The sequence below is a fragment of the Aestuariivivens sediminicola genome (assembly GCF_022662015.1).
Classification (GTDB): Bacteria; Bacteroidota; Bacteroidia; order Flavobacteriales; family Flavobacteriaceae; genus Aestuariivivens; species Aestuariivivens sediminicola.
The window spans coordinates 931,989-955,357 of sequence record NZ_JAKMCM010000001.1 but is presented as its reverse complement, the minus strand read 5'-3'; the positions used below and the strand labels follow the sequence as shown (position 1 = coordinate 955,357).

The window sequence follows — 23,369 nt, the reverse complement described above, 5'->3', positions numbered from 1 at the left end:
TTTGTTTGATATTGGTTTTAACTTTTCATTCACCAATATCCAGATCTAACCAAAACCTAAAATTTTATTGCAAACCCAGTATAAACACCTATGAAATAAGGATTAAAATTACCGGACGTATTACTGAAGGTGTTTATTTGATATTTGAACAAGGGTTCTAAATTAAAATCTAATTTTTTAGATAATTTATAATTCAAACCAAGCCCCAGATTAGCACTATAACTTACATTATTTAAATTATTCGCTTCACCCAATAGTGTCCTGGAATCTGTACTCTCAGAATACACTTTATTTTCACTCAGGAAAAAGGAACTAAATCCACCAATCAGATTAAGCCCGAACTTTTTATCCAGAATGGTGTATTGTATTTCCAAAGGAATTTCTATATAGCCAAATTCTTGATTAATAGTGGTATTAGTGACCGAAGATAGTAAGCCGGCATTACTTTTTAAGTTAATATTTTCAGCACTGGCAAATGACGATGAACGCACTGAACTTAAGGATGATACGGAATTATTAGAATTTGATTTAATATTAGATAAAGAAGCGCCAACTGCGTTTTCGCTAAATCCGATCGATTGGTAAATTACAACGTCATTTGTATTGTAACCTAGACGAACTTTGTTGATGCCCGAACGAATGCGTATTTTTTTATTGATGGCATAACTGGCTTTAATACCATAACTCATATTCAATTCGCCCGTTTTTGCGTTGTTATTAAATTGGGGATCAATCGAAGATCCTGTTCCCAGACTATTGAAATAAACAGGCGCAGCGTTTGGGGCAACACTCCACCTGCTAAATTTCTCTTCTTCAATGAGCTCATTTATATCCTTATCTATTAAATCTTCAATAGAAATGTCGTTTTTATCTTCAGTGGCGTCATCTTTGGGATTAGTTTTAACCACAACAGAAGAATCCGATTTAAAAGTTTTATAGTTCGCCGCCTCCTTTTGAATCCGATCCATTGCATCAGTCTTATCATCTCCTTTAGTTTCAAGTTCCTTTTGTGCCGCTATGTTGTTGTCCTTTGAAATTAAAGTATTGTCATCCTTTAGGACCGTATTTAAATCACTGGGCTTCACAGCTTCCTTATTGCTGGTAATATTTTTTTTAGAGTCTAGGTTTTCTTCTGTGATTGGATTTGTGTTTTTAAAAGGAGCTATATTATCTGATGCTTCGTTATTATTTTTGAGTTCTTTTACTTCATCGATAGCGATCTCATCAGCAGAATTTACTATGACTTCAATGTTTTGATCTTTTTTTGAATCCGAATCTCCCGTGTTACCCGTTGTTTGATCATCATTGCTGGAGTTGGTATCTCCTACCTGATAAGAAGGAGCCTTAATAGTACTACCTGAATTAAAAATTAAATTACCAATGCCAAGTAATAAAACCAAAAGGGCGGCAACACCGGCATAGCGCCACCAAAGCGGGATAGCACGACGTTTTTTCTTCTTTTTATGCAATCGCGATTCAATAGTACTCCAGACTTCGTCTCTAGGATGAGCTTCAAAATCCTTGAATTTTTCCTGAAATAATCTATCTATATGTTTTTTTTCACCCATTATAATGACTGAATGTTTTCATTTAATGTATAATTTTCAACAGCCTGCTTTAAAATATGCCGCGCTCTTGATAAATTCGATTTCGAGGTTCCAGTGGTAATATTCAGCATATCTGCAATCTCTTTATGGGAATATCCATCTAAAACATAGAGGTTAAAAACCAGGCGGTACCTGTCAGGCAGATCTTGTATGGCTTTTAACAAGTAATCTAAAGAAATAGCATCGCCATTAACCTCTATTTCAAAATCTTCAACTTCATTTTCATTAACTATATTGAACACCTTCTCTGTCCTGTAACGTTGTAAAGCGGTATTAATCGTAATGCGCTTTATCCAACCTTCAAATGATCCTTTACCTTTAAATTGACCAATTTTTTCGAAAATGGTTAAGAAAGCATCTTGCAGGTTGTCTTCAGCTTGGGCATAATTATTCGAATACTTTAAGCAAATAGAAAATAATTTACCCGAAAAGAGTCTATATAATTTCTCTTGTGCTTTAGTATCATTCGTTTTACAATGTTCTATGAGTTGGTTTAAACTCAAATTAAAAACGCATTAACTGTTAAGGTTCATTTATTATGTATCAAATTTACAAAACAGGGACTTCGATGCTTAAAAATAGATCTTCACCACTCGAATCTTCTCCTTGCCAAAATTTAAAGATATATGAACCATTTCTCGTAACAATAAAATTAAATGTGGCCTCCACTAAATTATCTGTAAGGTCTGAACAATTGTTTTTTGTATCGACATATGTAATTGGGGCAACAGTCCTAACATTATCATCTCTTTCGTAATAAAAATTTCTGAAAGCATGACAAGTCGTTGGTCTGTAATAATACACAGTAATCGGGTAGGTCTGTCCAAACTCAAATTCATCAGGTATATCAACACTTTCAACTGGTAAAATCTCAAGATCGTAGTTAACCGAATCATCACCGATACTACAAGACACCAATAGGCTTAGTATAAGGCTAAAAACAAATATATTTTTCATAAACTTTAATTTCGATTGTTGTTTTCAAATAGATGTCACAAGTTCGAAAAGGTTGCGCTTAAAGCAAAAAAATCTCGATTTATATCGAGATTGTTTTGCTTTTATTATGTTTTAAGAAGCTCTTTAATTTTCTCCTCCAATTCATCCATAAGTTCGGGGTTATCTTTAATCAGGGCCTTAACCGCATCACGACCCTGACCAAGCTTAGTTTCTCCATAACTAAACCACGATCCACTTTTCTTGATAATTTCGTAGTCAACCGCGAGATCTAATATTTCCCCAACTTTCGATATGCCTTCTCCATACATAATATCAAATTCTGTGGCCTTAAATGGAGGTGCTACTTTATTTTTCACCACTTTAACCCGGGTTTTGTTACCTAATACATTACCATTGCTATCTTTTATCTGGGTTGAACGTCTGATATCTAATCTTACAGAGGCGTAAAATTTCAAAGCATTACCTCCTGTGGTCGTTTCGGGATTTCCAAACATCACCCCAATTTTTTCACGTAATTGATTAATGAATATTACCGTACAGTTAGTTTTACTAATAGATGCTGTCAATTTTCTTAAAGCCTGTGACATTAAACGCGCATGAAGTCCCATTTTGGAATCACCCATTTCACCTTCTATTTCGCTCTTTGGTGTTAAAGCAGCAACGGAATCAACAATAACGATGTCTATAGCTCCTGAGCGAATAAGATTGTCCGCGATTTCAAGTGCCTGTTCTCCATTGTCGGGTTGTGAAATAATTAAATTGTCAATATCAACACCCAGTTTTTCAGCATAAAACCTGTCAAATGCATGTTCGGCATCAATAAAAGCCGCTATACCTCCATTTTTTTGAGCCTCAGCAATGGCATGTAGGGTTAAGGTAGTTTTACCGGACGATTCAGGGCCATAAATTTCAATAACTCTTCCTCTGGGGTAACCGCCTACACCTAATGCAATATCCAATCCTAAGGAACCTGAAGAGATGGAATCTACATCAACAACAGCGGCATCGCTCATTTTCATTACCGTACCTTTACCATAAGCCTTATCCAGCTTATCTAAAGTAAGTTTAAGGGCTTTTAATTTTGCTTCTTTTTCACTCATTTAATTCTAATTCTCTTGTTATACTTGCTAAAGTAATATAAGTTTTTTCAGAATACAATTTTATAACGCAACCTTTTTAAACATTTTGTATCTCATATATAAACCGGGAAATTTTTGCTGTGAAAATATTAGGTAAATCAGTTGTCATGGAGTTCATAATGACGGCTGTAATGCCGCGGTGACTATCTTTAATATCTGGTTATGTTATGTAACCACTTTGGTTTCAAAAGCACTTTAATGTTTACTAAAGTGCTTTTTTATTGTTTTCACTTAAATATTGTACTTTTGCATTCTAACATATTCTTTAACTCTTAACACATTAGTATAGCATGCAACTGTACAATAAATTAAGTGCTGAAGAAAGAGCTGCGCTTATAGATAAATCCGGAGAGCGTCGATTAACTCTTTCTTTTTACCAATACGCTAAAATCGACAATCCGAAAATTTTCAGGGATCATCTTTTTATTACCTGGAACGCCATGGATGTTTTAGGGCGAATTTATGTAGCCCATGAAGGTATAAATGCACAATTATCTCTTCCTGCAAATCAATTCAAGGCCTTCAAAGAACATTTAGATACTATTGCTTTTTTAAAAGGTGTTCGATTAAACATTGCTGTTGAACAGGATAACAAATCGTTTTTAAAGTTGAAAATTAAGGTTAGACACAAAATTGTCGCAGATGGATTGAACGATGAAACTTTTGATGTAACAGACAAGGGAATTCATGTTGACGCCAATGCTTTTAATGCTCTTATTGAAGATAACAATACGGTGCTGGTTGATATGCGAAATCATTATGAAAGTGAAATAGGTCATTTTAAAAATGCCATAACCCCGGATGTCGATACCTTTAGAGAATCTTTGGATATTATTGAGGCGGATTTAAAAGAATACAAGGAAGACAAGAATCTTGTTATGTATTGTACAGGAGGCATCCGATGTGAAAAGGCCAGTGCCTATTTTAAACATAAAGGATTTAAGAATGTATATCAGTTAGAAGGCGGTATTATTGAATATACAAGACAGGTGAAGGAACAGGGTATTGAAAATAAGTTTTTAGGCCAGAACTTTGTATTCGATGATAGGCGTGCAGAGCGAATTAGCGATGATATCATTGCAAATTGTCATCAATGTGGTAAACCATTTGATGTGCATACCAATTGTGCAAATGAGGCCTGTCATTTATTATTTATTCAGTGCGATGAATGCAAGGAAGAAATGAATAATTGCTGTTCAGAAACGTGTAAAGAAATTCATGCTTTACCTTATGAAGAACAAAAAGCCCTTCGCAAAGGACAGGGAAACAGCAACGATATCTTTAAAAAAGGACGTGCGGATCACTTACCATACAAAAAGGATTTGAGGAATATTTTTGAGGTTTTAAAGGCAAAGCAGTAGTTTAAACATAAGTATTCAGTCATCGCTATTCTCCGGGAGGGTATAAAAGCACGTCTTCCAGGATTTACTTATATCGAAATTTTTTAATTTCAATTAGATGAGATTACGTTTTCGAAACATTAAGAAGTATATCAAGCTTCTTTTTTTAAGTACTCAGAATAATTATATATTTACATAGGAAAATAATTTATGAATCTAAAATTCGGTAATAATTACATTTATTATTGAATTCAACATATAACTTTATGGCATGTAACAGTTGCTCAACTGAACAGAATGGTCAACCAAGGGGATGTAAAAATAATGGGACTTGTGGTACGGATAGCTGTAATAAACTAACCGTATTTGATTGGTTGTCTAATATGTCACTTCCAAAGGGAGAGACGCCCTTTAACTGGGTTGAGGTGCGATATAAAAACGGCAGAAAGGACTATTATAAAAACACTGAGAATTTAAGCTTGAGTATCGGTGATATTGTGGCTACGCAGGCACAGGCCGGTCATGATGTTGGAATGGTGACCCTTACCGGTGAGTTGGTGCGCGTTCAAATGAATCGCAAAAAAATTAACACAAATAATGATCAGGCATTAAAAATATACCGTAAGGCATCTCAAAAAGATATTGATATTTGGTGTGCGGCTCGTGAGAAAGAAGAACCTATGAAGGTGAAGGCCAGACAATTTGCAATTGATTTAAATCTGCAAATGAAAATTTCTGATATCGAATACCAAGGTGATGCCAGTAAAGCTACATTTTATTATACCGCAGAGGAACGCGTTGACTTTCGGGAACTTATTAAAGTTTTTGCTCGTGAATTTCGAACGCGCATTGAAATGAAACAAGTTGGATTCAGGCAAGAAGCTGCACGACTTGGTGGAATAGGGTCATGCGGGCGTGAATTATGTTGCTCTACCTGGTTAACCGATTTCCGTTCAGTGAGTACCTCGGCAGCGAGATATCAACAGTTATCCTTAAACCCACTTAAACTGGCAGGCCAGTGTGGAAAATTAAAGTGCTGCCTCAATTATGAATTAGACACCTATTTAGATGCTTTGGAGGAATTTCCAAAGACGGATATAAAATTGCTCACTGGAAAAGGTACGGCAGTTTGTCAAAAAATAGACATTTTTAAGGGTTTCATGTGGTATGCCTATGAAGGGGAATGGATGAATTGGCACAAGATTACAGCACAGCAGGCTAATGAAATTATTGAAATTAATAAGAAGGGTAAATCGGTTGCCAGCCTCGAAGAATATGTGTCGGATCTTATGGAAGACACTAAATCTGAATTTGAAAACGTTGTAGGTCAAGATAGTTTAACACGTTTTGATAATCCAAGACGTAGAAATAAACGTAAAAACAAAAGAAACTCAAGGAATAACAATAAAAGAAGGAAATCCCAAAACCGTAAAAATGTTTCGAAATAATATTTTTTTAAATGTATTGAGTTTTGCTTTTGTAATTGTTTCCTGTGATTCCAATCATGTTTTCGATGAATATAAATCTGTCCCTAATGCATGGCATAAGGATTCTATCACCAGTTTTAAAATACATCCACCTGATTCGATAAAACCATATAACCTATTTGTGAACTTAAGAAATACGAATACTTATAAATACAACAATATATTTTTAATTGTAGAAATGGTATTTCCTCACGGAAAGACCATTACGGACACCCTTGAATATCGAATGGCAGACGCCAATGGTAAGCTTCTTGGTTCAGGCCATACCGACATTAAGGAAAATAAATTATGGTATAAGGAAAATGTCGTATTTAACGAAAAAGGGGAATATATTGTACGTATTCAGCATGCCATGCGTGAAAATGGAAAGGTTAAGGGTGTGGTTGAATTGGAAGGGATTACTGATATTGGGTTTAGAATAGAAAATCCGCAGGGAAAATAAAATTTAAAGGACTTAAGATACTTATTTATTTAGGCGCTTATTTTATGGCAAAAACAAAAAAGGGAAAACAAAAAGCTCAGGATTTTTCAAAATATATTCGTTGGTTTTGGATACTGTTTTTGGCGGGTATAATGTCAATAGTAGTGCTGTTTATGGTGGCCTCATGGGGTTTTCTTGGGGAACTGCCGGATCATACGGTACTCGAAAACCCTAAAACAAATTTAGCCACCGAAATCATATCTTCAGATGGGACTACCCTTGGAAAATTTTATTTTGATGATAATAGAACTCCAATAGGGTATGATGAGTTACCCAAGCATTTGGTAGAAGCCTTAATTGCTACAGAGGATGTGCGATTTCACAGTCATTCGGGCATAGATGCACGAGGGACATTGCGTGCATTAGTCATGTTGGGAGGCGGAGGTGGAGCCAGCACAATATCACAGCAATTGGCAAAACAATTATTTACCAAACAAGTATCCAGAAGTAAGTTTGAACGTGCTTTTCAAAAGGTGAGGGAATGGATAATTGCAATTCGTTTGGAGCGTCAATATACGAAAGAGGAAATAATTTCCCAGTATTTTAATATTTATGACTTTTTAAATAATGCGGATGGTATTCGCAGTGCGGCCCGCATTTATTTTGGTAAGGAACCTATAGATTTAGAATTAAAGGAATCAGCCATGTTAGTCGGGATGTTTAAAAACTCATCCCTTTATGACCCCAGAAGAAATCCAGTAGGGGTTAAAAATAGACGTAATGTTGTGTTATCACAAATGGAGAAATATGGCTACATTTCTGAGCAAATCAGAGATTCTTTGCAGAAAACAGAATTGGAACTGAACTATACGCCGGAATCTCACCGCGAGGGTATAGCGACCTATTTTAGGGAGTATTTGAAATCGTTCATGAAGGATTGGATTAAGGATAACCCAAAACCAGATGGCACGAAATGGAGCTTGTATAATGATGGTTTGAAAATATATACGACTATAGATTCCCGAATGCAGAAGTATGCCGAGGATGCCATTCAGCAACATATGCCGAGATTGCAGGCTGAGTTTTTCCATCAGAATACACCTAAACGTAATCCCACGGCACCATTTCTAGAATTAACTTTAGGCGCCATTGATACCCTTATGCGCAATTCCATAAGACAATCTGAAAGATGGAGACACATGAAATATGACTTGAGAAAAAAAGACAAAGACATAGTCGAGTCATTCTATAAACCCATACAGATGTCCGTATTTGAATGGAAGGATGGTAAGCCATCAGAAAAGGACACTATTATGAAGCCCATCGATTCCATGCGCTACTATAAATCCTTCTTAAGAACAGGGATGATGTCTATGGATCCATTTACAGGGCATGTTAAAGCATGGGTGGGCGGAATTAATTACCGGCATTTTCAATATGATATGGTCAAGCAGGGGAAACGTCAGATAGGCTCGACGTTTAAACCTTTTGTTTATACCGCAGCTATAGATCAGTTGCATTTGTCACCCTGTGATGAAATACCGGACACGCCCTTTTGTATTGAGAAGAACAAGTATGGTAACCCCGAAGAATGGTGTCCCAAGAATTCTGATGATGACTACGGTGGGGTGCGTACATTAAAAAATGCCCTAGCCAATTCAGTGAATACTGTAACAGCTCGGTTAATTGACAAAGTCGGACCACAACCTGTAAAGGATTTAGTTGAAAAGCTGGGAGTTGAATCCAATATTTTACCTGTGCCATCTATTGCACTTGGAACCCCCGATTTGAGTGTCTATGAAATGGTAGGTGCTTATGCCAGTTTTGCAAATAAAGGCGTTTATACGAAACCTGTTATGGTCACCCAAATCGAAGATAAAAACGGCACTATACTATATCAATTTAAGCCAGAAACACGTGATGTATTGAATGAGGAGACCGCCTATGTTACCGTAAAACTTTTGGAGGGGGTTACACAATTTGGATCTGGTGTGCGTTTAAGAACCAAAGGAGCTGATGCCTACCGAGCAGATTTCAGGGAAATTGTAACGGGTTACCCTTATGAATTTACAAACCCTATTGCTGGAAAGACAGGAACCACACAAAATCAAAGTGATGGTTGGTTTATGGGGATGGTTCCTAATTTAGTGACTGGAGTATGGGTTGGAGCTGAAGACAGGGCTGCTCACTTTGCATCGATTACGTATGGACAGGGTGCTGCTATGGCATTACCGATTTGGGCCTTATATATGAAAAGTTGCTATGCCGATGACACCTTGGATATATCTCAGGAAGAATTTGAAGCCCCATTAGAACTTTCAATAAATGTAGATTGTTCGGAAGAAGGGGAAAGCCTTATTATCGAGGATGAACAGGAAGACACCATGCCTGAGGGATTGGATTTTAATTGAAATAGCTGAACCAATGTATATCAACAGATTGGTTTTGCAGCCATTTTTTTTGAAATAGACTTGTCCTTATAATTTAACCTTTAAAGATCTGACTTCTGGTGTATTGCTCCCATAGTAATGAAAAATTAGGCAGAAATTAAATTGTTTTAGCATAGGCGATAAAGAAATCCACTGACTCGGGATTTTTCATGGAATCTCTGTTAATAGACTTTTCTATTGCCATTTTCATTAGAATTTTTTTTACGGGAGCTTCCATTTTTTTACCACTTATTGTATAAGGAATATCGGGAACTTCAATAATGGTATCCGGCACATGACGTGGAGAATATTCTTTTTTAAGTTGGTTGTTTATTTGAGTTTTGATATTCTCCGATAATTCAATACCGGTTTTCATTTTAACAAATAAAGGCATGTAATGCCGGCCGCCTTCCAATTCTAAATTAACAATGAGTGAATCTTCAATAGAATTTATCTTGTTAATACTACGATATATTTCACTTGTGCCAATACGAATGCCATGCCGGTTAAGGGTTGCATCAGACCTGCCGTAAATAACAATGCCCTTCGTTTTAGAGTTAATTTTTATAAAATCACCGTGTCTCCATTTTCCCGGAAAATGATCAAAATAACTGGCCTGGTAACGTTTATTATCAGGATCATTCCAAAAATATATAGGCATTGATGGCATTGGTTTGTCTATAACCATTTCACCTAATTCATCTTCCACAGATTCTCCCTTATCGTTGTATGCATGTAATGAAACTCCAAGGGCCCGACATTGTATTTCCCCGGCATGAACGGCATAAAATGGAGACCCTCCTACGAAGGCCGTACAAACATCAGTGCCTCCGGCCATGGAACATAACCAAACATCACTTTTTATGTTTCTGTAAACATACTCGAATGCTTCAAAAGGTAAAGGCGCTCCAGTGGAGCTTATAGACCGAAGAGCGGCCTGATCATAATGTTCTTTAGGTTTAATATGTTGCTTCATACTGGCTACAAGAAAGGGGGCGCTGGTACCAAAGTGATTAATTTTTACACTTTCAGAGAACTTCCAGAGACGGTTAAAATCTGGATAAGTTGGAGAACCATCATAGAGAACAATTGTTGCACCCATGAGTAAAGGAGATTGAAGGAAATTCCACATCATCCATCCCGTGGTAGTGAACCAAAAATAACGTTCACCCTCGTGTACGTCGTTATGAAATGCCATGTACTTTAAATGTTCCAATAGAATACCCCCGTGGGAGTGCACGATGGCTTTGGGCAAACCTGTTGTCCCCGATGAATATAACACCCATATCGGATGATTAAAGTTAACCGGTTCAAAACTCAGTTCATCACCTTTATTTTTGAATATGTCCTTGATGTTTTTAGCTTCTCTTGGAAATGAGGTAATAGCTTCTTGGTTAAGATAAGGCAATACAATAACCTGTTGCAGGGTCGGCAGTGCATTTGCAATTGTTTTGGCGATATCTATTTTATCATAAGGTTTACCGTTGTAATAATACCCGTCAACTGTAATAAAGACTTTCGGCTTAATTTGAATAAACCGGTCAATGACGCTTTCGCTTCCAAAGTCAGGAGAGGTACTGGACCATATGGCACCTAAGGAATTTACAGCTAGAAAAGAAATCGTTGCTTCTGGTACATTTGGTAGAAAAGCTGCAACACAATCCCCTTTTGAAACGCCTATAGACTTTAAATAAGTGGCCATAGATGCAACCTTGGTTTTTAAACCTTTCCATGAAAGCGTTTCCGAAACACCGCGTTCATTGGAAAATAGTATCGCTGTTTCTTCATCTAAATGATGATGTCGAAAGATATGTTCTGCATAGTTTAATTGTGCCCCTGAGAACCATTCGAAATCGGGCATGGTCCTTAACTTTAAAACAGACTGGTAAGGTTGATGTGAAATAATGTCGAAATAGTCCCAAATGCTTCTCCAAAAATCTTCAATATGGTCGACAGACCACTGCCAAATATCGTCATAGGAGTTGAGGTCAATCTGGTATTCGTGGGCCAACCAGGTTTTATATTTAAATAAGTGACTGTTCTCTTGAAATTGAGCCGAGCCTTCCCACAATTTTTTTACAGACATTTTTTAATTTTTAATAGATATAAATATAAGCATTCTGTATTGAATACTGTTCTCGGGTTTAAGATCTTAATTGAAGGAAAAAAGCAACAAATGTTAAAAAAAAGTGCATTACAACGAATAAATATGATTATAAACTGATAATTTAAAAATAATATGCATTTTTACAGTCCCCAAATAAACCAATTAAATATTCAGATTTGCCCCAAATCTACCATAAACTTAACCTACTTGAAATATGGCATCTAATGTATCCGAGCAAATTGAATTTAAAGACAGTAAGCTAAAGGAAACCATTCAGGAGTATTTACAGTTTATTAGAGGATTACTCTATATAACCAAAAAAGTTTTCATGCTATAGTCCTTTAGGGATTGCATGAATTAACTTTTTGGTATATTCTTTTTTAGGATGGTTGTATATCACATCTGCATCGTCCAATTCTTCAATTTTACCACTGTTCATAACCAAGAGCTGATCACTCATATATTTTACAACAGCCAAATCGTGAGAAATAAAAATATAGGTAAATCCAAAATCTTCTTTAAGTTCATTTAAAAGATTTAACACCTGTGCCTGAACTGATATGTCCAGAGCCGATACTGATTCATCACAGATGATTAATTTAGGTTGTACTGCGATGGTCCTTGCAATACCAATACGCTGACGTTGTCCGCCGGAAAACTCATGTGGATATCTATTGTAAAAGGTTTCAGAAAGGCCCACACGTTTTAGAATTGATAACACCTTAGCCTTACGGTCTTCGACAGTATTAAAAATACCATGAACATTCATGGGCTCCATAATGGCTTCTCCAATTGGGATTCTAGGGTTTAAGGACGAAAAGGGGTCTTGGAAAATAATTTGTATTTCTTTTCTCAACGCCCGAATATCAGAAGTCGAAAGATTTGTAATGTCCTTGCCTTTGTATAAAATTGTTCCAGCTGATGCCTTATCAAGTTGTAATATGGCATTTCCTAATGTTGATTTACCACATCCGGATTCACCTACAAGACCCAGAGTTTCGCCTTCATAAAGCTTAAAGCTGACCCTGTCGACAGCTTTAAAAGCTTGTGATTTAGAAAGCCAGCCGGATTTTGAAATATAGGTCTTTTCAAGATTAATCACCTCCAAAATAGGCGGGTTATTATACATAATGCTATGCCTTTGACGACGTTCTTCTGACGTCATAATCTCTCTCGAAAAATCATGGCTTAGATAATCTTGAACCGTGGGTAATTTTTTTAATCTTATATCCAGTGACGGTCTTGAATGAATTAATGCTTTTGTATAGTTATGTTGCGGATTTTTGAAGATGGATTCAGAAGGACCTTGTTCCACAATTTGTCCCTGATACATGACTAAGATTCTATCGGCAATTTCTGAGATTAAGGCCAAATCGTGCGTGATGAAAATAATACTCAATTCAGTTTCTTTTTGTAACCGCTTCAACAGATTTATAATGTCTTTTTGTACAGTTACATCAAGCGCTGTTGTAGGTTCATCTGCAATTAAAACATCCGGTTTACATGCTATGGCCAATGCAATCATCACACGCTGTTTCTGTCCACCTGAAATTTCGTGAGGATAGGACCTAAAAATGCGTGAGGGATCAGGTAATTTTACTTTTTCAAACAATGAAAGGGTCTCTTCTTTGGATTCTAGTGCAGATAAATTGTTATGTCGTTCGAGTATTTCCTGAACTTGTTTTCCACATGTCATGGATGGATTGAGGGAACTCATGGGTTCTTGAAAAATCATGGCAATTTTATTGCCACGAACGTCTTGCAATGCCTTATTTGAAAGCTGCAGTAAATTTCTGTCCTGATAAATGATAGAACCCGATGTAACTCTTCCGGCGTTTTTTGGTAAGAGACCTAAAATGGCCAAAGACGACACCGATTTTCCTGATCCTGACTCCCCAACAATACCAAGAATCTCATTATTGTGCAAATCGTATGATATGTTGTGAATCACCTCAGTGTTTCCAAATGAAATGCTCAGGTCTTTTATTTGTATAAGCGGTATACTCAATATTTTCAATTAAAAGTTAACAGTTTGAATAAGGTCTATTTTGTAAAGGTATAATCACAACTCTATTTAAAGCTTGTTCATTTTAATAACACGCCCAAAAACTACACGGCGCATAAATCTATTTAGTCAAATATGAATAATCTCGTCATCTGAAAGTAATTCATCAGTACGTAATCTTAACAAAACCTGAGCAACAGCAATGGTGTCTTTTTCACAATAGGTAATAATTCGATCCATATCTTTGTCCTCATAGTAGACTCGGTACACCTGACTACCATCAATATCGTCTTTCGGTGATGGAATACCAAGTACATTGGTTAAAAGTTTTAAGGAAGTAAACGTTTTATAATCTCCAAATTTCCAAAGATCCAATGTGTCTAAATGAGGCACTTCCCATGGTTTTTTTCCGAAAAGATTTAATTTGTTTGGCAGCTCTATATTATTAATGATCATTCGTCTTGCAATATAAGGGAAATCAAATTCTTTACCATTATGTGCACACAACAGATGTTTGGACATACTAAAATGTGAAACGATAAGGGTTTTAAAATCGTTTAAAATAGTCAGTTCATCACCGTGAAAAGAAGTCACTCTAAAGGTTCTGCCTTCTCCAAGAATATTAAAATAGCCAACAGAAATGCAAATGATTTTTCCAAATTCTGCCCAAATTCCTGCACGTTCATAAAATTCATCTGCAGTAAATTCATCTTTTCTTTGGTATTGTGATTTGAGCTCCCATAATACTTGTTTGGTTTCATCCAAATCAGATAAAAATTGGGTTTCCGGAACGGTTTCTATATCAAGAAATAGGATGTCTTCGAGGTTAAGTCTTTTTATCATAGTCTAACATTTTGTAGGCCTCTTCTATGTAGATATCAATATCTTTAGGGAATGTACTGATTGAATGTTTGGGTGCATTGTGTCCTAAACGAACTATAATGACATTGCTTTGAGGCTGTATCATGACATACTGTCCCAAATGACCCCACATAAAATAGAAAGGTTTGTTATTCACCTCCTTAAGCCACCATCCATATCCGTATCTCTGATCTTCGGCAAATCGCGGTTTTAAGGATTTTGCTACAAAAGCGGAGTCCAGTACCTGTTGGCCTTTCCATTTACCATAATCTTTATAAAGCTTGCCCAAACGAGCAAAATCTTTGGCGTTACTTGCAATACAACAATAAGCCTTTACCATATTGTTAGACTTATTATCTATCTGCCATAAGGAGTTATTCTCACTTCCCAATGGTTTCCAAAAGCTTTGTTCCAGATAATCATATAGTTTTTGACCCGTCGCGTTTTCTAAAACCATAGCTAATAATTGGGTGTTCCCACTTTGATATACAAACTTCTCTCCTGGCCGATCAACAATTTTAAACTTATTGAGCATCATCGTTTTTAAATCGTCATAAAAATAAGCTCTAGTTGTTATAGAAAACGGCGAATAATATGCTTCATCCCAATTTGATCCAGATGCCATGCTTGCCAAATCACCAACGGTTAGGTCGGCCGCCAGTCCACTGCAGAATTCAGGAAAAAAATCACATACAGGTTGATCCAGGTCTTTAATATGACCTTCCATGATTGCTTTACCTAAAAGGCCAGACACGTAACTTTTAGCCATGGAAAAAGAGTTGGTAGAGGAGCTTTCGTTAAAGTCATCGTAATAATTTTCAAACCAAATGCTATCGTTTTTAATAATAACAAAAGCTATGGTGCCATATTGGGAATTCGCTTGTTTGAGATTTTCCGTTTCTTCAATTGAATTATAATTTTTATGATAAGGCCAAGGTTGGGGTGTGCCTTTTTCAATTAATTGGGTATCAAAATAGTTATAGTCTTTTAAAAATGCTGTGGTATGTCCATTCAAATATATGGTTCTTACCGCCTTAATCAGGTAATCGGTATCGGTTATAAAGAGAACTAGTATCAGAAAACCAAATAGGATAATGATCCATTTGATAAAATTTTTTAGAAATTTCATAGGGAAATTTATGTTTAAATAAATATAGAAAAATTAATCGAAAGGTCTATCTCAATATACCCTGGCATCAACAGGTATTCGTCGTAACAAAAATGGCTAATAAAGTTTTAAAAAAGAGATTGTTGTTTGTGAGGACACTCATGTTCCAATAACCATCTTTTTCTGTGTAGTCCACCTGCATATCCGGTTAAATGACCATCACTGCCAATTACGCGATGACATGGTATGACAATCCAAATAGGGTTTTTAGCATTAGCCTGTGCAACTGCTCTTATAGCTTTTATATCGCCCAATTGTTTTGAAAGTTCAAAGTAGGTAATTGTTTTTCCATAAGGAATTTGTTCAAGTTGCCGCCAAACTTTATTTTGAAAATCTGTGCCTTGAGGATTCAATGCCAAGTCGAATTGTTGTCGTGTACCTTCAAAATACTCATTAAGCTGGATAACACATTCTTCCAAAGATTCCGGAATAATATCTGTAATTTTTTCAGTTGAATTTAAGACCGTAATATCAGTTATGCCATAATCATCTCCAACGATTTTGGTAAATCCTAAGGGCGTTTCTATGATACAACTTTCCATTAGTCTTTAGCATTATCGTCGATAATAATACCTAATTTTTTAGCACGGGTTTCCCAACTCTTTCTAGCCAAATGTTGTAGGTCGGAAACATTGTCACTCTCGTCCATTATTTCGAGGCCTAATAAGGTTTCAATAACATCTTCCATTGTTACCAGCCCATTAACACTCCCATATTCATCTACGACCAGTGCCATATGGTTTCGACTTTCCACTAATTTTTCGAAAAGTGTAGGAATTGGGAGGCTTCTACTTACTACGATGATGTTGCGTTTAAGATCTGATAATTTTTTATCTCCATGATCCAGAGCCATTTCCTTAAATATTTCATCCTTTAAAACCAATCCGATAATATTGTCAGTATGGTCTTTGTAAATGGGAATTCTGGAAAACCGAAGGTTTAGGTTTTTGTTGAAAAAAGCCTCTACAGTGGAACTGCTATCTTCTGTTTTCATAACTGTCCGTGGCGTCATTACGTCTTTGGCAAAAACTTGTTTAAAATTAAGTAAGTTTTTAATAATAACACTTTCATTTTCCTGAAAGACCCCTTCTTCGTGAGCCATATCTGTCATAGCCATAAAGCTTTCACGGCTCAGAATACTGCCGTGATGTCCCTTGCCTCCAATGAGCTTTGTGGTTAATTGTAACAGCCAGAGAAGACCTGTCCATTTTAATGGAAAAATTAAAAGTGCTAATGCTTTTGATGTGAAATTAGCTAAGCTTTTCCAGTATGTAGCTCCAATAGTTTTAGGGATTATTTCTGATGCAACCAAAATAAGAAAGGTCATAATTGCTGAAACAATACCTACTGTGTTTATTCCAAAAACTTCTACTTTGTAAGGCAACTTCTCCGCTTCAATACCTACCATCATGGCTCCTAAAGTATGTGCAATGGTATTGAGCGTTAGTATGGCAATTAAAGGTTGGTCAACATCCTTTTTTAAGGATTCAAGCCTTGAAGCATAGTCCTTGCCTTCCTGTTTTTTGATATTTATAAACGTCGGGGTTACACTAAGCAAAACAGCCTCGAGAATAGAACATAAAAAAGAAAAGAAAATTGAGATCGTCGCCCAAAAGATTAATGCGCTCATAGCTTAAAAGAAATGTCTAAAATACTAATTATTTTGAGAATCGGCAGGGTTGTTCACAGTGTAAAATACTTGCTGAAGTGCTGACCTAATGTTAAGCTTGTATATGTTCCTGTGTTTTCTACTTGGATAGACTCGGTTTGATAAAAAAATAAAAACGAGTTCGTTTATTGGGTCAGCCCAAACAAAAGTACCTGTAAAACCTGAATGCCCAAAACTTTCAGGGCTCACTTCAGGTGCAGGATATGCTTCTTTGAGCTGAAGCGTGTCGTTTCCAATAAGGGGTTTGTCAAACCCCAAACCACGACGGTTGTCGTTATCCGGATATTGAATTCGTGTAAATTCTTCTACAGTCGAGGGTTTAAAAAATTGTTGTCCGGCATAACTGCCCTTCTGAACCAACATCTGCATGTAAACTGCCAGATCATTGGCGGTTGCAAAGAGTCCGGCGTTTCCAGATACTCCTCCAAACAGCGCGGCATTTTCATCGTGTACCCACCCCTGCGTGAGTGTTTTTCGGAAAATGGAATCAAATTCTGTTGGAACTATAATGTTGTTAAACGAGTGGTTTGAAGGAAGATAAGTAAGTGTTTTGCATCCCAATGGTTTATAAAAGTTTCTCTGAAGATAACTAACATAATCCTCTCCCGTGACATCTTCTATAAGCTGCGGATAAATCAGAGATGCTAATCCGGAATACAAATACGTTTTGTTTTTACTTACTTTAGAACGCTTAATGGTTCTAAACACCTTGTGATTGAATCTATCCTTTACAAAAATATTGGCATAGGCCTGATTGGAAAATCGCTTGTTTGGTTTGGCTCGAACAAATCGTCGTTTTGGTTCTCCTTTTCTAAGGACTTTGTTTAAAAAAACAATATAGGATGCCATACCGGCATGGTGAGCCAGTAATTCTCGCAGGGTGATATTTTTTTTATCTTTTCTATGTTTCCAGGATTTCCAATAACTACTAAAAGGTTTATCCAGATCGATAACACCGTCCTCATAGAGTTTCATTAAAGCAGGTAATGGCCCGGTAATTTTAGTAACTGAGGCCAAATCATAAATATCGTCTAATTGTACTTTCCTGATACTGTCGTAGGTATGAAATCCATAGGTCTGATGGAATACAATGTTTCCTTGTTTAGCTACTAATAATTGAGCTCCCGGAAAAGCCTGCTCCTGAATCCCTCGATACATTATAGAATCTACTTTATTCTGAACATATACAGAATCCAAACCTACCGAAGCGAGCGAAGCATATTGTAATTGAGCATTTACAACACTATTGCTTACTAAGAAAAATAGAATCAGGATTCGCATGGGTTTAAAAATAATAATCTGAAAAATACAAAATGAAAAATTAAAATAGACCCCAGACCGTTTGAAAGTTTAATTATTGGAATCCCTATTTTTTCCAAACTATTTTAACTGCAGATATGTTTTTAAGTTCCAATCTGACATTTGACAGCACTTCAAATCCATTTTTCAGGTAAAAATTCAAAGGCGATCTATACATTTCACCGTTTTTCTTTTTATGATTATTATGATCTATTACCCAGCCATTTAATTCAACTTCCTTTTCTTTAGCCAGGCTCAGCATTTTTGTCCCCAATCCCATGCCCTGAATTTCCGGGTCTAAAAGAATGGCAAACCATTTTTCACCATCACGAATAAAATCAAAATACCACCCTCTGATTTTTTTATTTTCATCTAAAACCAAAAGATGTGACACCTTTTTTAAATGGGTCAGATATGTATCAAAATCAATGAGCGTATCGTAATTTAAACGTTCCGGATAAACAGTATTCCAAAGCATGAGTAGCTCCTCTCTTTGAGATTCAGACAAGTCTTTAAAATTATAAAATTTCATCCGTGCAGTATAAACTACCTAAAGTGCTCTAGAAATTGTTTAAAAAGGGTTATCCGTTTAAAAGTCGAACGACATCTTTCGCAAAGTACGACGCTATGATATCAGCGCCGGCACGTTTAATAGCAATGATTTGTTCCATCATGACAGCATCATGATCTAGCCATCCCTTTTCGACGGCAGCTTTTAACATGGCATATTCACCGGAAACCTGATAAACAGCTATTGGGACCCTGACATTATTTTTAATTTCTCGAACAATATCCAGATAACATAGACCTGGCTTGACCATGACAATGTCTGCCCCTTCCGCAATATCCATTTCAGTTTCTCGAAGCGCCTCTATTCTATTTGCCGGATCCATTTGGTAGGTTTTTTTGTCTTTTGGAACATCTATTAAATCCACAGGAGCTGAATCCAGAGCATCACGAAACGGACCGTAATATGACGAAGCATATTTAGCAGAGTAGCTCATTATTCCTGTATTTACAAACCCCAGACTATCTAGTGCTTCGCGGATCCTCAAAATACGACCGTCCATCATGTCGCTGGGTGCTACAAAATTGGCACCTGCTTGGGCATGTGAAATACTCATTTCCGCTAAGACTTTATTGGTTTCATCATTTAGTATTTGGCCATCCTTAACGATACCATCATGACCGTAAACAGAGAAGGGATCTAAAGCCACATCGGTCATTACCAACATGTCCGGGCATGCTGTTTTAATGGTTTTTATAGAACGCTGCATAAGGCCATTTGGATTCAATGCTTCAGTTCCCTTGTTATCTTTTAAACTATCAGAAACTTTCACAAAAACTAGAACGGATCTTAGGCCCAGATTCCAAAGCGCTCTAACCTCCTTGTCAAGTACATCTAAACTATAGCGATAATAACCAGGCATTGAGGTAATTTCTTCTTTTATCCCTTTACCTTCCACAACGAAAAGAGGCACCAAAAAATCGTTAGGCGTAACTGTGTTTTCTTGAACCAGATTGCGAATGACTTCATTATTTCTGAGTCGTCTATTTCTTCTTAATGGATACATAAATAATTTATTTTGTTGTTTATCTGAATCAGCTGAAGCACCTTCCTTAAAAACAGTTAAGATTTTTAGCTGAAGTTAGAATAATTAAGTTACACCCAGGCTTTAGGGTGTTTTAAAATTTGAATCAATTTTTCCTCTTCACTTCCCTGTTCGGGATGATGGTCATAAACCCATTGCACACGAGGTGGCAGGCTCATTAATATACTTTCAATACGACCATTGGTTTTTAATCCGAACAGCGTACCTTTATCGTGAACTAAATTAAATTCGACATAACGTCCACGTCGAATTTCTTGCCAATCCCGATTCGCGTCATTATAGGGTAAATCCATACGTTTTTCAACAATTGGAACATAAGCGTCCAGAAAACTATCACCAACTTGAGTTACAAAGTTATACCAATCCTCCATTGACATATCATCATTAGCCTTACAGTAATCGAAAAACAATCCTCCTATGCCTCGGGCTTCACTGCGATGGGAATTATAAAAGTATTCGTCACATCGTGCTTTATACAGGGGGTAAAATTCGTTATTATACATGTCACACGCTGATTTGCATACAGCGTGAAAATGCATCGCATCTTCTTCAAATAAATAATAAGGCGTTAGGTCTTGACCTCCTCCGAACCATTGGTCGACTATTTCTCCTGTATTGCTGTACATCTCAAAATAGCGCCAGTTGGCATGTACTGTTGGAACCATAGGGTTTTTCGGATGAATGACCAAACTGAGGCCGCAGGCAAAAAAATCCACATCACCTACCTTAAAATAGCTTTGCATGGACTTGGGTAGTTTACCATGTACAGCGGATATATTAACGCCTCCTTTTTCGAATACCTTCCCATTTTGGATAACACGAGTTCTTCCGCCTCCACCTTCACTGCGCTTCCAGATATCTTCATGAAATTTGGCCTCGCCGTCAATGTTTTCCAGTTTTGAGGTAATGCTGTTCTGAAGTTCTTGTATGTAACTATAAAATTTTTCTTTAATCATGGCTCAATCGCATTATACAATTCATATAATTCCATATCCAAAGCACGTTCTCCGGGTGGTGTGTGCTCGTTCTTTAATGTTTTAATCCAAGTAAAATTACACTTTTTAGCAACCATAATACTCGCTAAATTCGAAATATGGACAATAATTTTTATCGTTTTCAAACCTAATTCATTAAAGGCATGCTCGGAAATACTTTTTACTGCATTTGTGGTGATTCCTTTGCCTTCAAAAGGCTGGTCTATACAATAAGCTAATTCCCCATGTTTTTTAATCCAATCCAGAGATTTTAAGTATAATAAACCTATTAAACGAGAGGAGCCATTTTCTTTAAGCGTATATAAAAATTCTTCTTTTGATTGAAACTCCTTTACTTTTCGAATTACAAAGATCTTGGATAATTCGAGTGTTCGATTTTCTTTCAGCGTTACAGGGAAGTATCTTTTGAGTCTTTGCGCATTCGAGATTGCAAAATTAAAGATATTCACTGCATCACCAGATTGAATAGGCTCTATATAACAGGTGTCGAGCTTAAACCTCATGTTCCTGTATCTTAAGATTTAATACTTCAACTGTATTTTTCGATGCTGCGGTAACAGAAAGAGGTAAGACTAAAATGACACCAATAATTGGGACTAATAAAATGAGCAAAAATACAATCCCATTTCCAATAGCTAATCCCTTATGATTTTTCACAAATCGAAGGCTTTCACCGAATTTAAAATGGCGTTCCAAAGTATAATCCATGTTGCCAAACCCGGCATAATAGGCTTGGATTAGGAATAATAAAAATGTTGAAAAGATATTCACTAATGGAATAAGTTTTAATAATAATACAGGAATGGTTAAAAGCAATTCCATGATTAAGTTTCTACCATTAATTCTTATGCCCCGCCAAAGTTGCTGAGTAAATGAGGTGTTTCTTAAATAAAGAGGAGGATTACCCGTGAAATGCGTTTCAATTTTTTCGGATACTGGACTCATAAAAGGAGCAGATAAAGCCATTATGATATGTTTAAACAGGATAAGGCCAATAACTACTATTATTATCCCTCCGACAATACTGCTGATGGTGGTAAAAGTTTCCTTTCCCCACTCCCAAACCCATGCTTTTGAAATGAAGCTTCCAAAATTATCGGACCAACCATAGGCAACTGCAAAAATAGCCACAGCCGTTGCAAAGCTAATGAGCATTGGGATAGCAAAGTATTTCCAGAGTTTCAATTTTGAAATCAAACCAAACGCACCAAAATACCCTTTTATACCTCTTATTATATTTTTAAGCATTATATTCTTTTACGGCATCGATAAAAGCCTTTGCATTATCGAGAGGGACGTTGGGCAAAATACCATGACCTAAATTTACGATATACTTATCTTTGCCGAATTCATTGATCATTTGAGTTACCATTTTCTTTATTTCCATGGGAGGAGATAGCAAACGTGCTGGATCGAAATTGCCCTGTAAAGTCATGTTGCCACCGGTCAAGTAGCGTGCGTTTCTCGCTGAACAAGTCCAATCGATACCCAATGCTGAGGCATTAGATTGTGCCATTGTATGTAAGGCAAACCAACAGCCCTTTCCAAAAGCAATAACAGGGGCATCGTCTTTAAGGGCTTCTATAATTTGATTAATGTACCTCCAAGAAAACTCTTGATAATCTGTTGGACTTAACATACCTCCCCAAGAGTCGAAAATCTGAAGAGCATTGCATCCTGCTTTTACCTTTTCTTTAAGGTACGCTATGGTAGTATCTGTAATTTTCTGGAGTAACGTATGAGCTGCTATTGGATTCGTAAAGCAAAATGCTTTAGCCTTATCAAATGTTTTACTGCCCTGACCTTGCACACAATAGCATAAAATGGTCCAAGGCGAACCAGCAAAACCAATAAGGGGAATATCATTATTAAGCAATTCCTTGGTGGCTTCAATGGCTTTGTAAACATAATCCAGTTCAACAGTTACATCTGGAATACAAACACGCTCTACATCATCAGAAGTACGAACTGGATTTGGTAAGTAAGGACCAAAATTAGGTTTCATTTGTACTTCGATATTCATGGCTTGTGGAATAACCAAAATATCACTGAATAAAATGGCTGCATCCATACCATAGCGGCGAATCGGTTGAACTGTTATTTCACTGGCCAGCTCCGGTGTGCGACAACGTGTAAAGAAATCATACTTTTCACGAATGGCCATAAATTCAGGTAAATATCGACCTGCCTGGCGCATCATCCAGACCGGAGGACGATTTACAGTCTCGCCTTTTAAAGCCCTTAAAAATAAATCGTTTTTTATCATAGTTTT

Annotated in this window: 22 protein-coding genes; 5 read left to right on the top strand and 17 right to left on the bottom strand. The window is 36.6% G+C overall.

Annotated features, from left to right (window positions below):
* Positions 1 to 56: 56 nt before the first annotated feature.
* From MR041_RS04210 to recA, 4 genes are all read right to left on the bottom strand, one after another.
* The gene (locus tag MR041_RS04210) at positions 57 to 1,568 is read right to left on the bottom strand and encodes a hypothetical protein (protein ID WP_242092337.1); all 1,512 of its coding nucleotides are present in this window, start codon (positions 1,566 to 1,568) and stop codon (positions 57 to 59) included.
* A complete protein-coding gene (locus MR041_RS04205; protein ID WP_242092336.1) occupies positions 1,568 to 2,110 on the bottom strand; it encodes an RNA polymerase sigma factor in 543 nt (180 codons plus the stop codon). Before MR041_RS04205 ends, MR041_RS04210 begins: the two co-directional genes overlap by 1 nt.
* 46 nt (positions 2,111 to 2,156) lie before the next feature.
* Positions 2,157 to 2,564 (bottom strand): hypothetical protein, encoded by a 408-nt coding sequence (locus tag MR041_RS04200; protein WP_242092335.1) that lies wholly within the window; start codon positions 2,562 to 2,564, stop codon positions 2,157 to 2,159.
* 104 nt (positions 2,565 to 2,668) lie between these two features.
* The gene (recA, locus tag MR041_RS04195) at positions 2,669 to 3,664 is read right to left on the bottom strand and encodes a recombinase RecA (RefSeq protein ID WP_242092334.1); all 996 of its coding nucleotides are present in this window, start codon (positions 3,662 to 3,664) and stop codon (positions 2,669 to 2,671) included.
* Positions 3,665 to 3,993: 329 nt separating this feature from the next.
* Between recA and trhO the strand changes: the two genes are divergently transcribed.
* The 4 genes from trhO to MR041_RS04175 all read left to right on the top strand — a co-directional run bounded on the left by trhO (position 3,994) and on the right by MR041_RS04175 (position 9,362).
* Entirely contained in the window at positions 3,994 to 5,064 is a 1,071-nt protein-coding gene (gene trhO, locus MR041_RS04190; RefSeq protein WP_242092333.1) for an oxygen-dependent tRNA uridine(34) hydroxylase TrhO, read from the top strand.
* 245 nt (positions 5,065 to 5,309) lie between these two features.
* Positions 5,310 to 6,491: a PSP1 domain-containing protein gene (locus tag MR041_RS04185; RefSeq protein WP_242092332.1), complete on the top strand. Its 1,182-nt coding sequence runs from the start codon at positions 5,310 to 5,312 to the stop codon at positions 6,489 to 6,491.
* Positions 6,478 to 6,972 (top strand): gliding motility lipoprotein GldH, encoded by a 495-nt coding sequence (locus MR041_RS04180; RefSeq protein ID WP_242092331.1) that lies wholly within the window; start codon positions 6,478 to 6,480, stop codon positions 6,970 to 6,972. The genes MR041_RS04185 and MR041_RS04180 overlap by 14 nt, the downstream gene beginning before the upstream one ends.
* 44 nt (positions 6,973 to 7,016) lie before the next feature.
* On the top strand, positions 7,017 to 9,362 hold the full coding sequence (locus MR041_RS04175) for a penicillin-binding protein 1A (protein ID WP_242092330.1): 2,346 nt from the start codon (positions 7,017 to 7,019) through the stop codon (positions 9,360 to 9,362).
* A 136-nt stretch (positions 9,363 to 9,498) separates the two neighbouring features.
* On the opposite strand, the gene MR041_RS04170 is transcribed toward MR041_RS04175, so the two are convergent.
* Positions 9,499 to 11,466 carry an acetoacetate--CoA ligase gene (locus tag MR041_RS04170; RefSeq protein ID WP_242092329.1) on the bottom strand — a complete coding sequence of 656 codons (1,968 nt, stop codon included), beginning with the start codon at positions 11,464 to 11,466 and terminating at the stop codon, positions 9,499 to 9,501.
* A 235-nt stretch (positions 11,467 to 11,701) separates the two neighbouring features.
* Here MR041_RS04170 and MR041_RS15595 point away from each other — a divergent pair, with 235 nt between their 5' ends.
* Positions 11,702 to 11,824, top strand: a complete 123-nt coding sequence (locus MR041_RS15595; protein WP_277926310.1) for a hypothetical protein — start codon at positions 11,702 to 11,704, stop codon at positions 11,822 to 11,824.
* On the opposite strand, the gene MR041_RS04165 is transcribed toward MR041_RS15595, so the two are convergent.
* The 12 genes from MR041_RS04165 to hemE all read right to left on the bottom strand — a co-directional run bounded on the left by MR041_RS04165 (position 11,819) and on the right by hemE (position 23,363).
* On the bottom strand, positions 11,819 to 13,495 hold the full coding sequence (locus MR041_RS04165; protein ID WP_242092328.1) for an ABC transporter ATP-binding protein: 1,677 nt from the start codon (positions 13,493 to 13,495) through the stop codon (positions 11,819 to 11,821). The genes MR041_RS15595 and MR041_RS04165 overlap by 6 nt on opposite strands.
* A 126-nt stretch (positions 13,496 to 13,621) precedes the next feature.
* Positions 13,622 to 14,335, bottom strand: coding sequence for a 3'-5' exonuclease (locus MR041_RS04160; protein ID WP_242092327.1), 714 nt, complete (start codon positions 14,333 to 14,335; stop codon positions 13,622 to 13,624).
* Positions 14,319 to 15,482, bottom strand: a complete 1,164-nt coding sequence (locus MR041_RS04155) for a serine hydrolase domain-containing protein (RefSeq protein ID WP_242092326.1) — start codon at positions 15,480 to 15,482, stop codon at positions 14,319 to 14,321. The genes MR041_RS04160 and MR041_RS04155 overlap by 17 nt, the downstream gene beginning before the upstream one ends.
* A gap of 107 nt (positions 15,483 to 15,589) precedes the next feature.
* Positions 15,590 to 16,063, bottom strand: coding sequence for a methylated-DNA--[protein]-cysteine S-methyltransferase (locus MR041_RS04150; RefSeq protein ID WP_242092325.1), 474 nt, complete (start codon positions 16,061 to 16,063; stop codon positions 15,590 to 15,592).
* The gene (locus MR041_RS04145; RefSeq protein ID WP_242092324.1) at positions 16,063 to 17,151 is read right to left on the bottom strand and encodes a CNNM domain-containing protein; all 1,089 of its coding nucleotides are present in this window, start codon (positions 17,149 to 17,151) and stop codon (positions 16,063 to 16,065) included. The genes MR041_RS04150 and MR041_RS04145 overlap by 1 nt, the downstream gene beginning before the upstream one ends.
* 24 nt (positions 17,152 to 17,175) lie before the next feature.
* Positions 17,176 to 18,471 (bottom strand): serine hydrolase domain-containing protein, encoded by a 1,296-nt coding sequence (locus MR041_RS04140; RefSeq protein WP_242092323.1) that lies wholly within the window; start codon positions 18,469 to 18,471, stop codon positions 17,176 to 17,178.
* A gap of 85 nt (positions 18,472 to 18,556) precedes the next feature.
* Positions 18,557 to 19,021: a GNAT family N-acetyltransferase gene (locus MR041_RS04135; protein ID WP_242092322.1), complete on the bottom strand. Its 465-nt coding sequence runs from the start codon at positions 19,019 to 19,021 to the stop codon at positions 18,557 to 18,559.
* Positions 19,022 to 19,070: 49 nt separating this feature from the next.
* Positions 19,071 to 20,063 (bottom strand): porphobilinogen synthase, encoded by a 993-nt coding sequence (hemB, locus tag MR041_RS04130; protein ID WP_242092321.1) that lies wholly within the window; start codon positions 20,061 to 20,063, stop codon positions 19,071 to 19,073.
* Positions 20,064 to 20,152: 89 nt separating this feature from the next.
* Positions 20,153 to 21,055, bottom strand: coding sequence for an oxygen-dependent coproporphyrinogen oxidase (hemF, locus tag MR041_RS04125; protein ID WP_242092496.1), 903 nt, complete (start codon positions 21,053 to 21,055; stop codon positions 20,153 to 20,155).
* On the bottom strand, positions 21,055 to 21,600 hold the full coding sequence (locus MR041_RS04120) for a GNAT family N-acetyltransferase (protein ID WP_242092320.1): 546 nt from the start codon (positions 21,598 to 21,600) through the stop codon (positions 21,055 to 21,057). Before MR041_RS04120 ends, hemF begins: the two co-directional genes overlap by 1 nt.
* Positions 21,590 to 22,345: an EI24 domain-containing protein gene (locus tag MR041_RS04115; protein WP_242092319.1), complete on the bottom strand. Its 756-nt coding sequence runs from the start codon at positions 22,343 to 22,345 to the stop codon at positions 21,590 to 21,592. Before MR041_RS04115 ends, MR041_RS04120 begins: the two co-directional genes overlap by 11 nt.
* The gene (gene hemE / locus MR041_RS04110) at positions 22,338 to 23,363 is read right to left on the bottom strand and encodes a uroporphyrinogen decarboxylase (protein ID WP_242092318.1); all 1,026 of its coding nucleotides are present in this window, start codon (positions 23,361 to 23,363) and stop codon (positions 22,338 to 22,340) included. The genes MR041_RS04115 and hemE overlap by 8 nt, the downstream gene beginning before the upstream one ends.
* Positions 23,364 to 23,369 lie beyond the last annotated feature (6 nt).

What these genes read in the sequence shown, in the direction of transcription:
- MR041_RS04170 (WP_242092329.1), bottom strand. Translation starts at nt 11,466, where the DNA reads ATGTCTGTAAAAAAATTGTGGGAAGGCTCGGCTCAATTTCAAGAGAAC.
- MR041_RS04180 (WP_242092331.1), top strand. Translation starts at nt 6,478, where the DNA reads ATGTTTCGAAATAATATTTTTTTAAATGTATTGAGTTTTGCTTTTGTA.
- MR041_RS04185 (WP_242092332.1), top strand. Translation starts at nt 5,310, where the DNA reads ATGGCATGTAACAGTTGCTCAACTGAACAGAATGGTCAACCAAGGGGA.
- MR041_RS04120 (WP_242092320.1), bottom strand. Translation starts at nt 21,600, where the DNA reads ATGAGGTTTAAGCTCGACACCTGTTATATAGAGCCTATTCAATCTGGT.
- MR041_RS04140 (WP_242092323.1), bottom strand. Translation starts at nt 18,471, where the DNA reads ATGCGAATCCTGATTCTATTTTTCTTAGTAAGCAATAGTGTTGTAAAT.
- MR041_RS15595 (WP_277926310.1), top strand. Translation starts at nt 11,702, where the DNA reads ATGGCATCTAATGTATCCGAGCAAATTGAATTTAAAGACAGTAAGCTA.
- recA (WP_242092334.1), bottom strand. Translation starts at nt 3,664, where the DNA reads ATGAGTGAAAAAGAAGCAAAATTAAAAGCCCTTAAACTTACTTTAGAT.
- trhO (WP_242092333.1), top strand. Translation starts at nt 3,994, where the DNA reads ATGCAACTGTACAATAAATTAAGTGCTGAAGAAAGAGCTGCGCTTATA.
- MR041_RS04145 (WP_242092324.1), bottom strand. Translation starts at nt 17,151, where the DNA reads ATGAGCGCATTAATCTTTTGGGCGACGATCTCAATTTTCTTTTCTTTT.
- MR041_RS04200 (WP_242092335.1), bottom strand. Translation starts at nt 2,564, where the DNA reads ATGAAAAATATATTTGTTTTTAGCCTTATACTAAGCCTATTGGTGTCT.
- MR041_RS04175 (WP_242092330.1), top strand. Translation starts at nt 7,017, where the DNA reads ATGGCAAAAACAAAAAAGGGAAAACAAAAAGCTCAGGATTTTTCAAAA.
- hemB (WP_242092321.1), bottom strand. Translation starts at nt 20,063, where the DNA reads ATGTATCCATTAAGAAGAAATAGACGACTCAGAAATAATGAAGTCATT.
- MR041_RS04115 (WP_242092319.1), bottom strand. Translation starts at nt 22,345, where the DNA reads ATGCTTAAAAATATAATAAGAGGTATAAAAGGGTATTTTGGTGCGTTT.
- MR041_RS04155 (WP_242092326.1), bottom strand. Translation starts at nt 15,482, where the DNA reads ATGAAATTTCTAAAAAATTTTATCAAATGGATCATTATCCTATTTGGT.
- hemE (WP_242092318.1), bottom strand. Translation starts at nt 23,363, where the DNA reads ATGATAAAAAACGATTTATTTTTAAGGGCTTTAAAAGGCGAGACTGTA.
- MR041_RS04210 (WP_242092337.1), bottom strand. Translation starts at nt 1,568, where the DNA reads ATGGGTGAAAAAAAACATATAGATAGATTATTTCAGGAAAAATTCAAG.
- MR041_RS04150 (WP_242092325.1), bottom strand. Translation starts at nt 16,063, where the DNA reads ATGGAAAGTTGTATCATAGAAACGCCCTTAGGATTTACCAAAATCGTT.
- MR041_RS04135 (WP_242092322.1), bottom strand. Translation starts at nt 19,021, where the DNA reads ATGAAATTTTATAATTTTAAAGACTTGTCTGAATCTCAAAGAGAGGAG.
- MR041_RS04160 (WP_242092327.1), bottom strand. Translation starts at nt 14,335, where the DNA reads ATGATAAAAAGACTTAACCTCGAAGACATCCTATTTCTTGATATAGAA.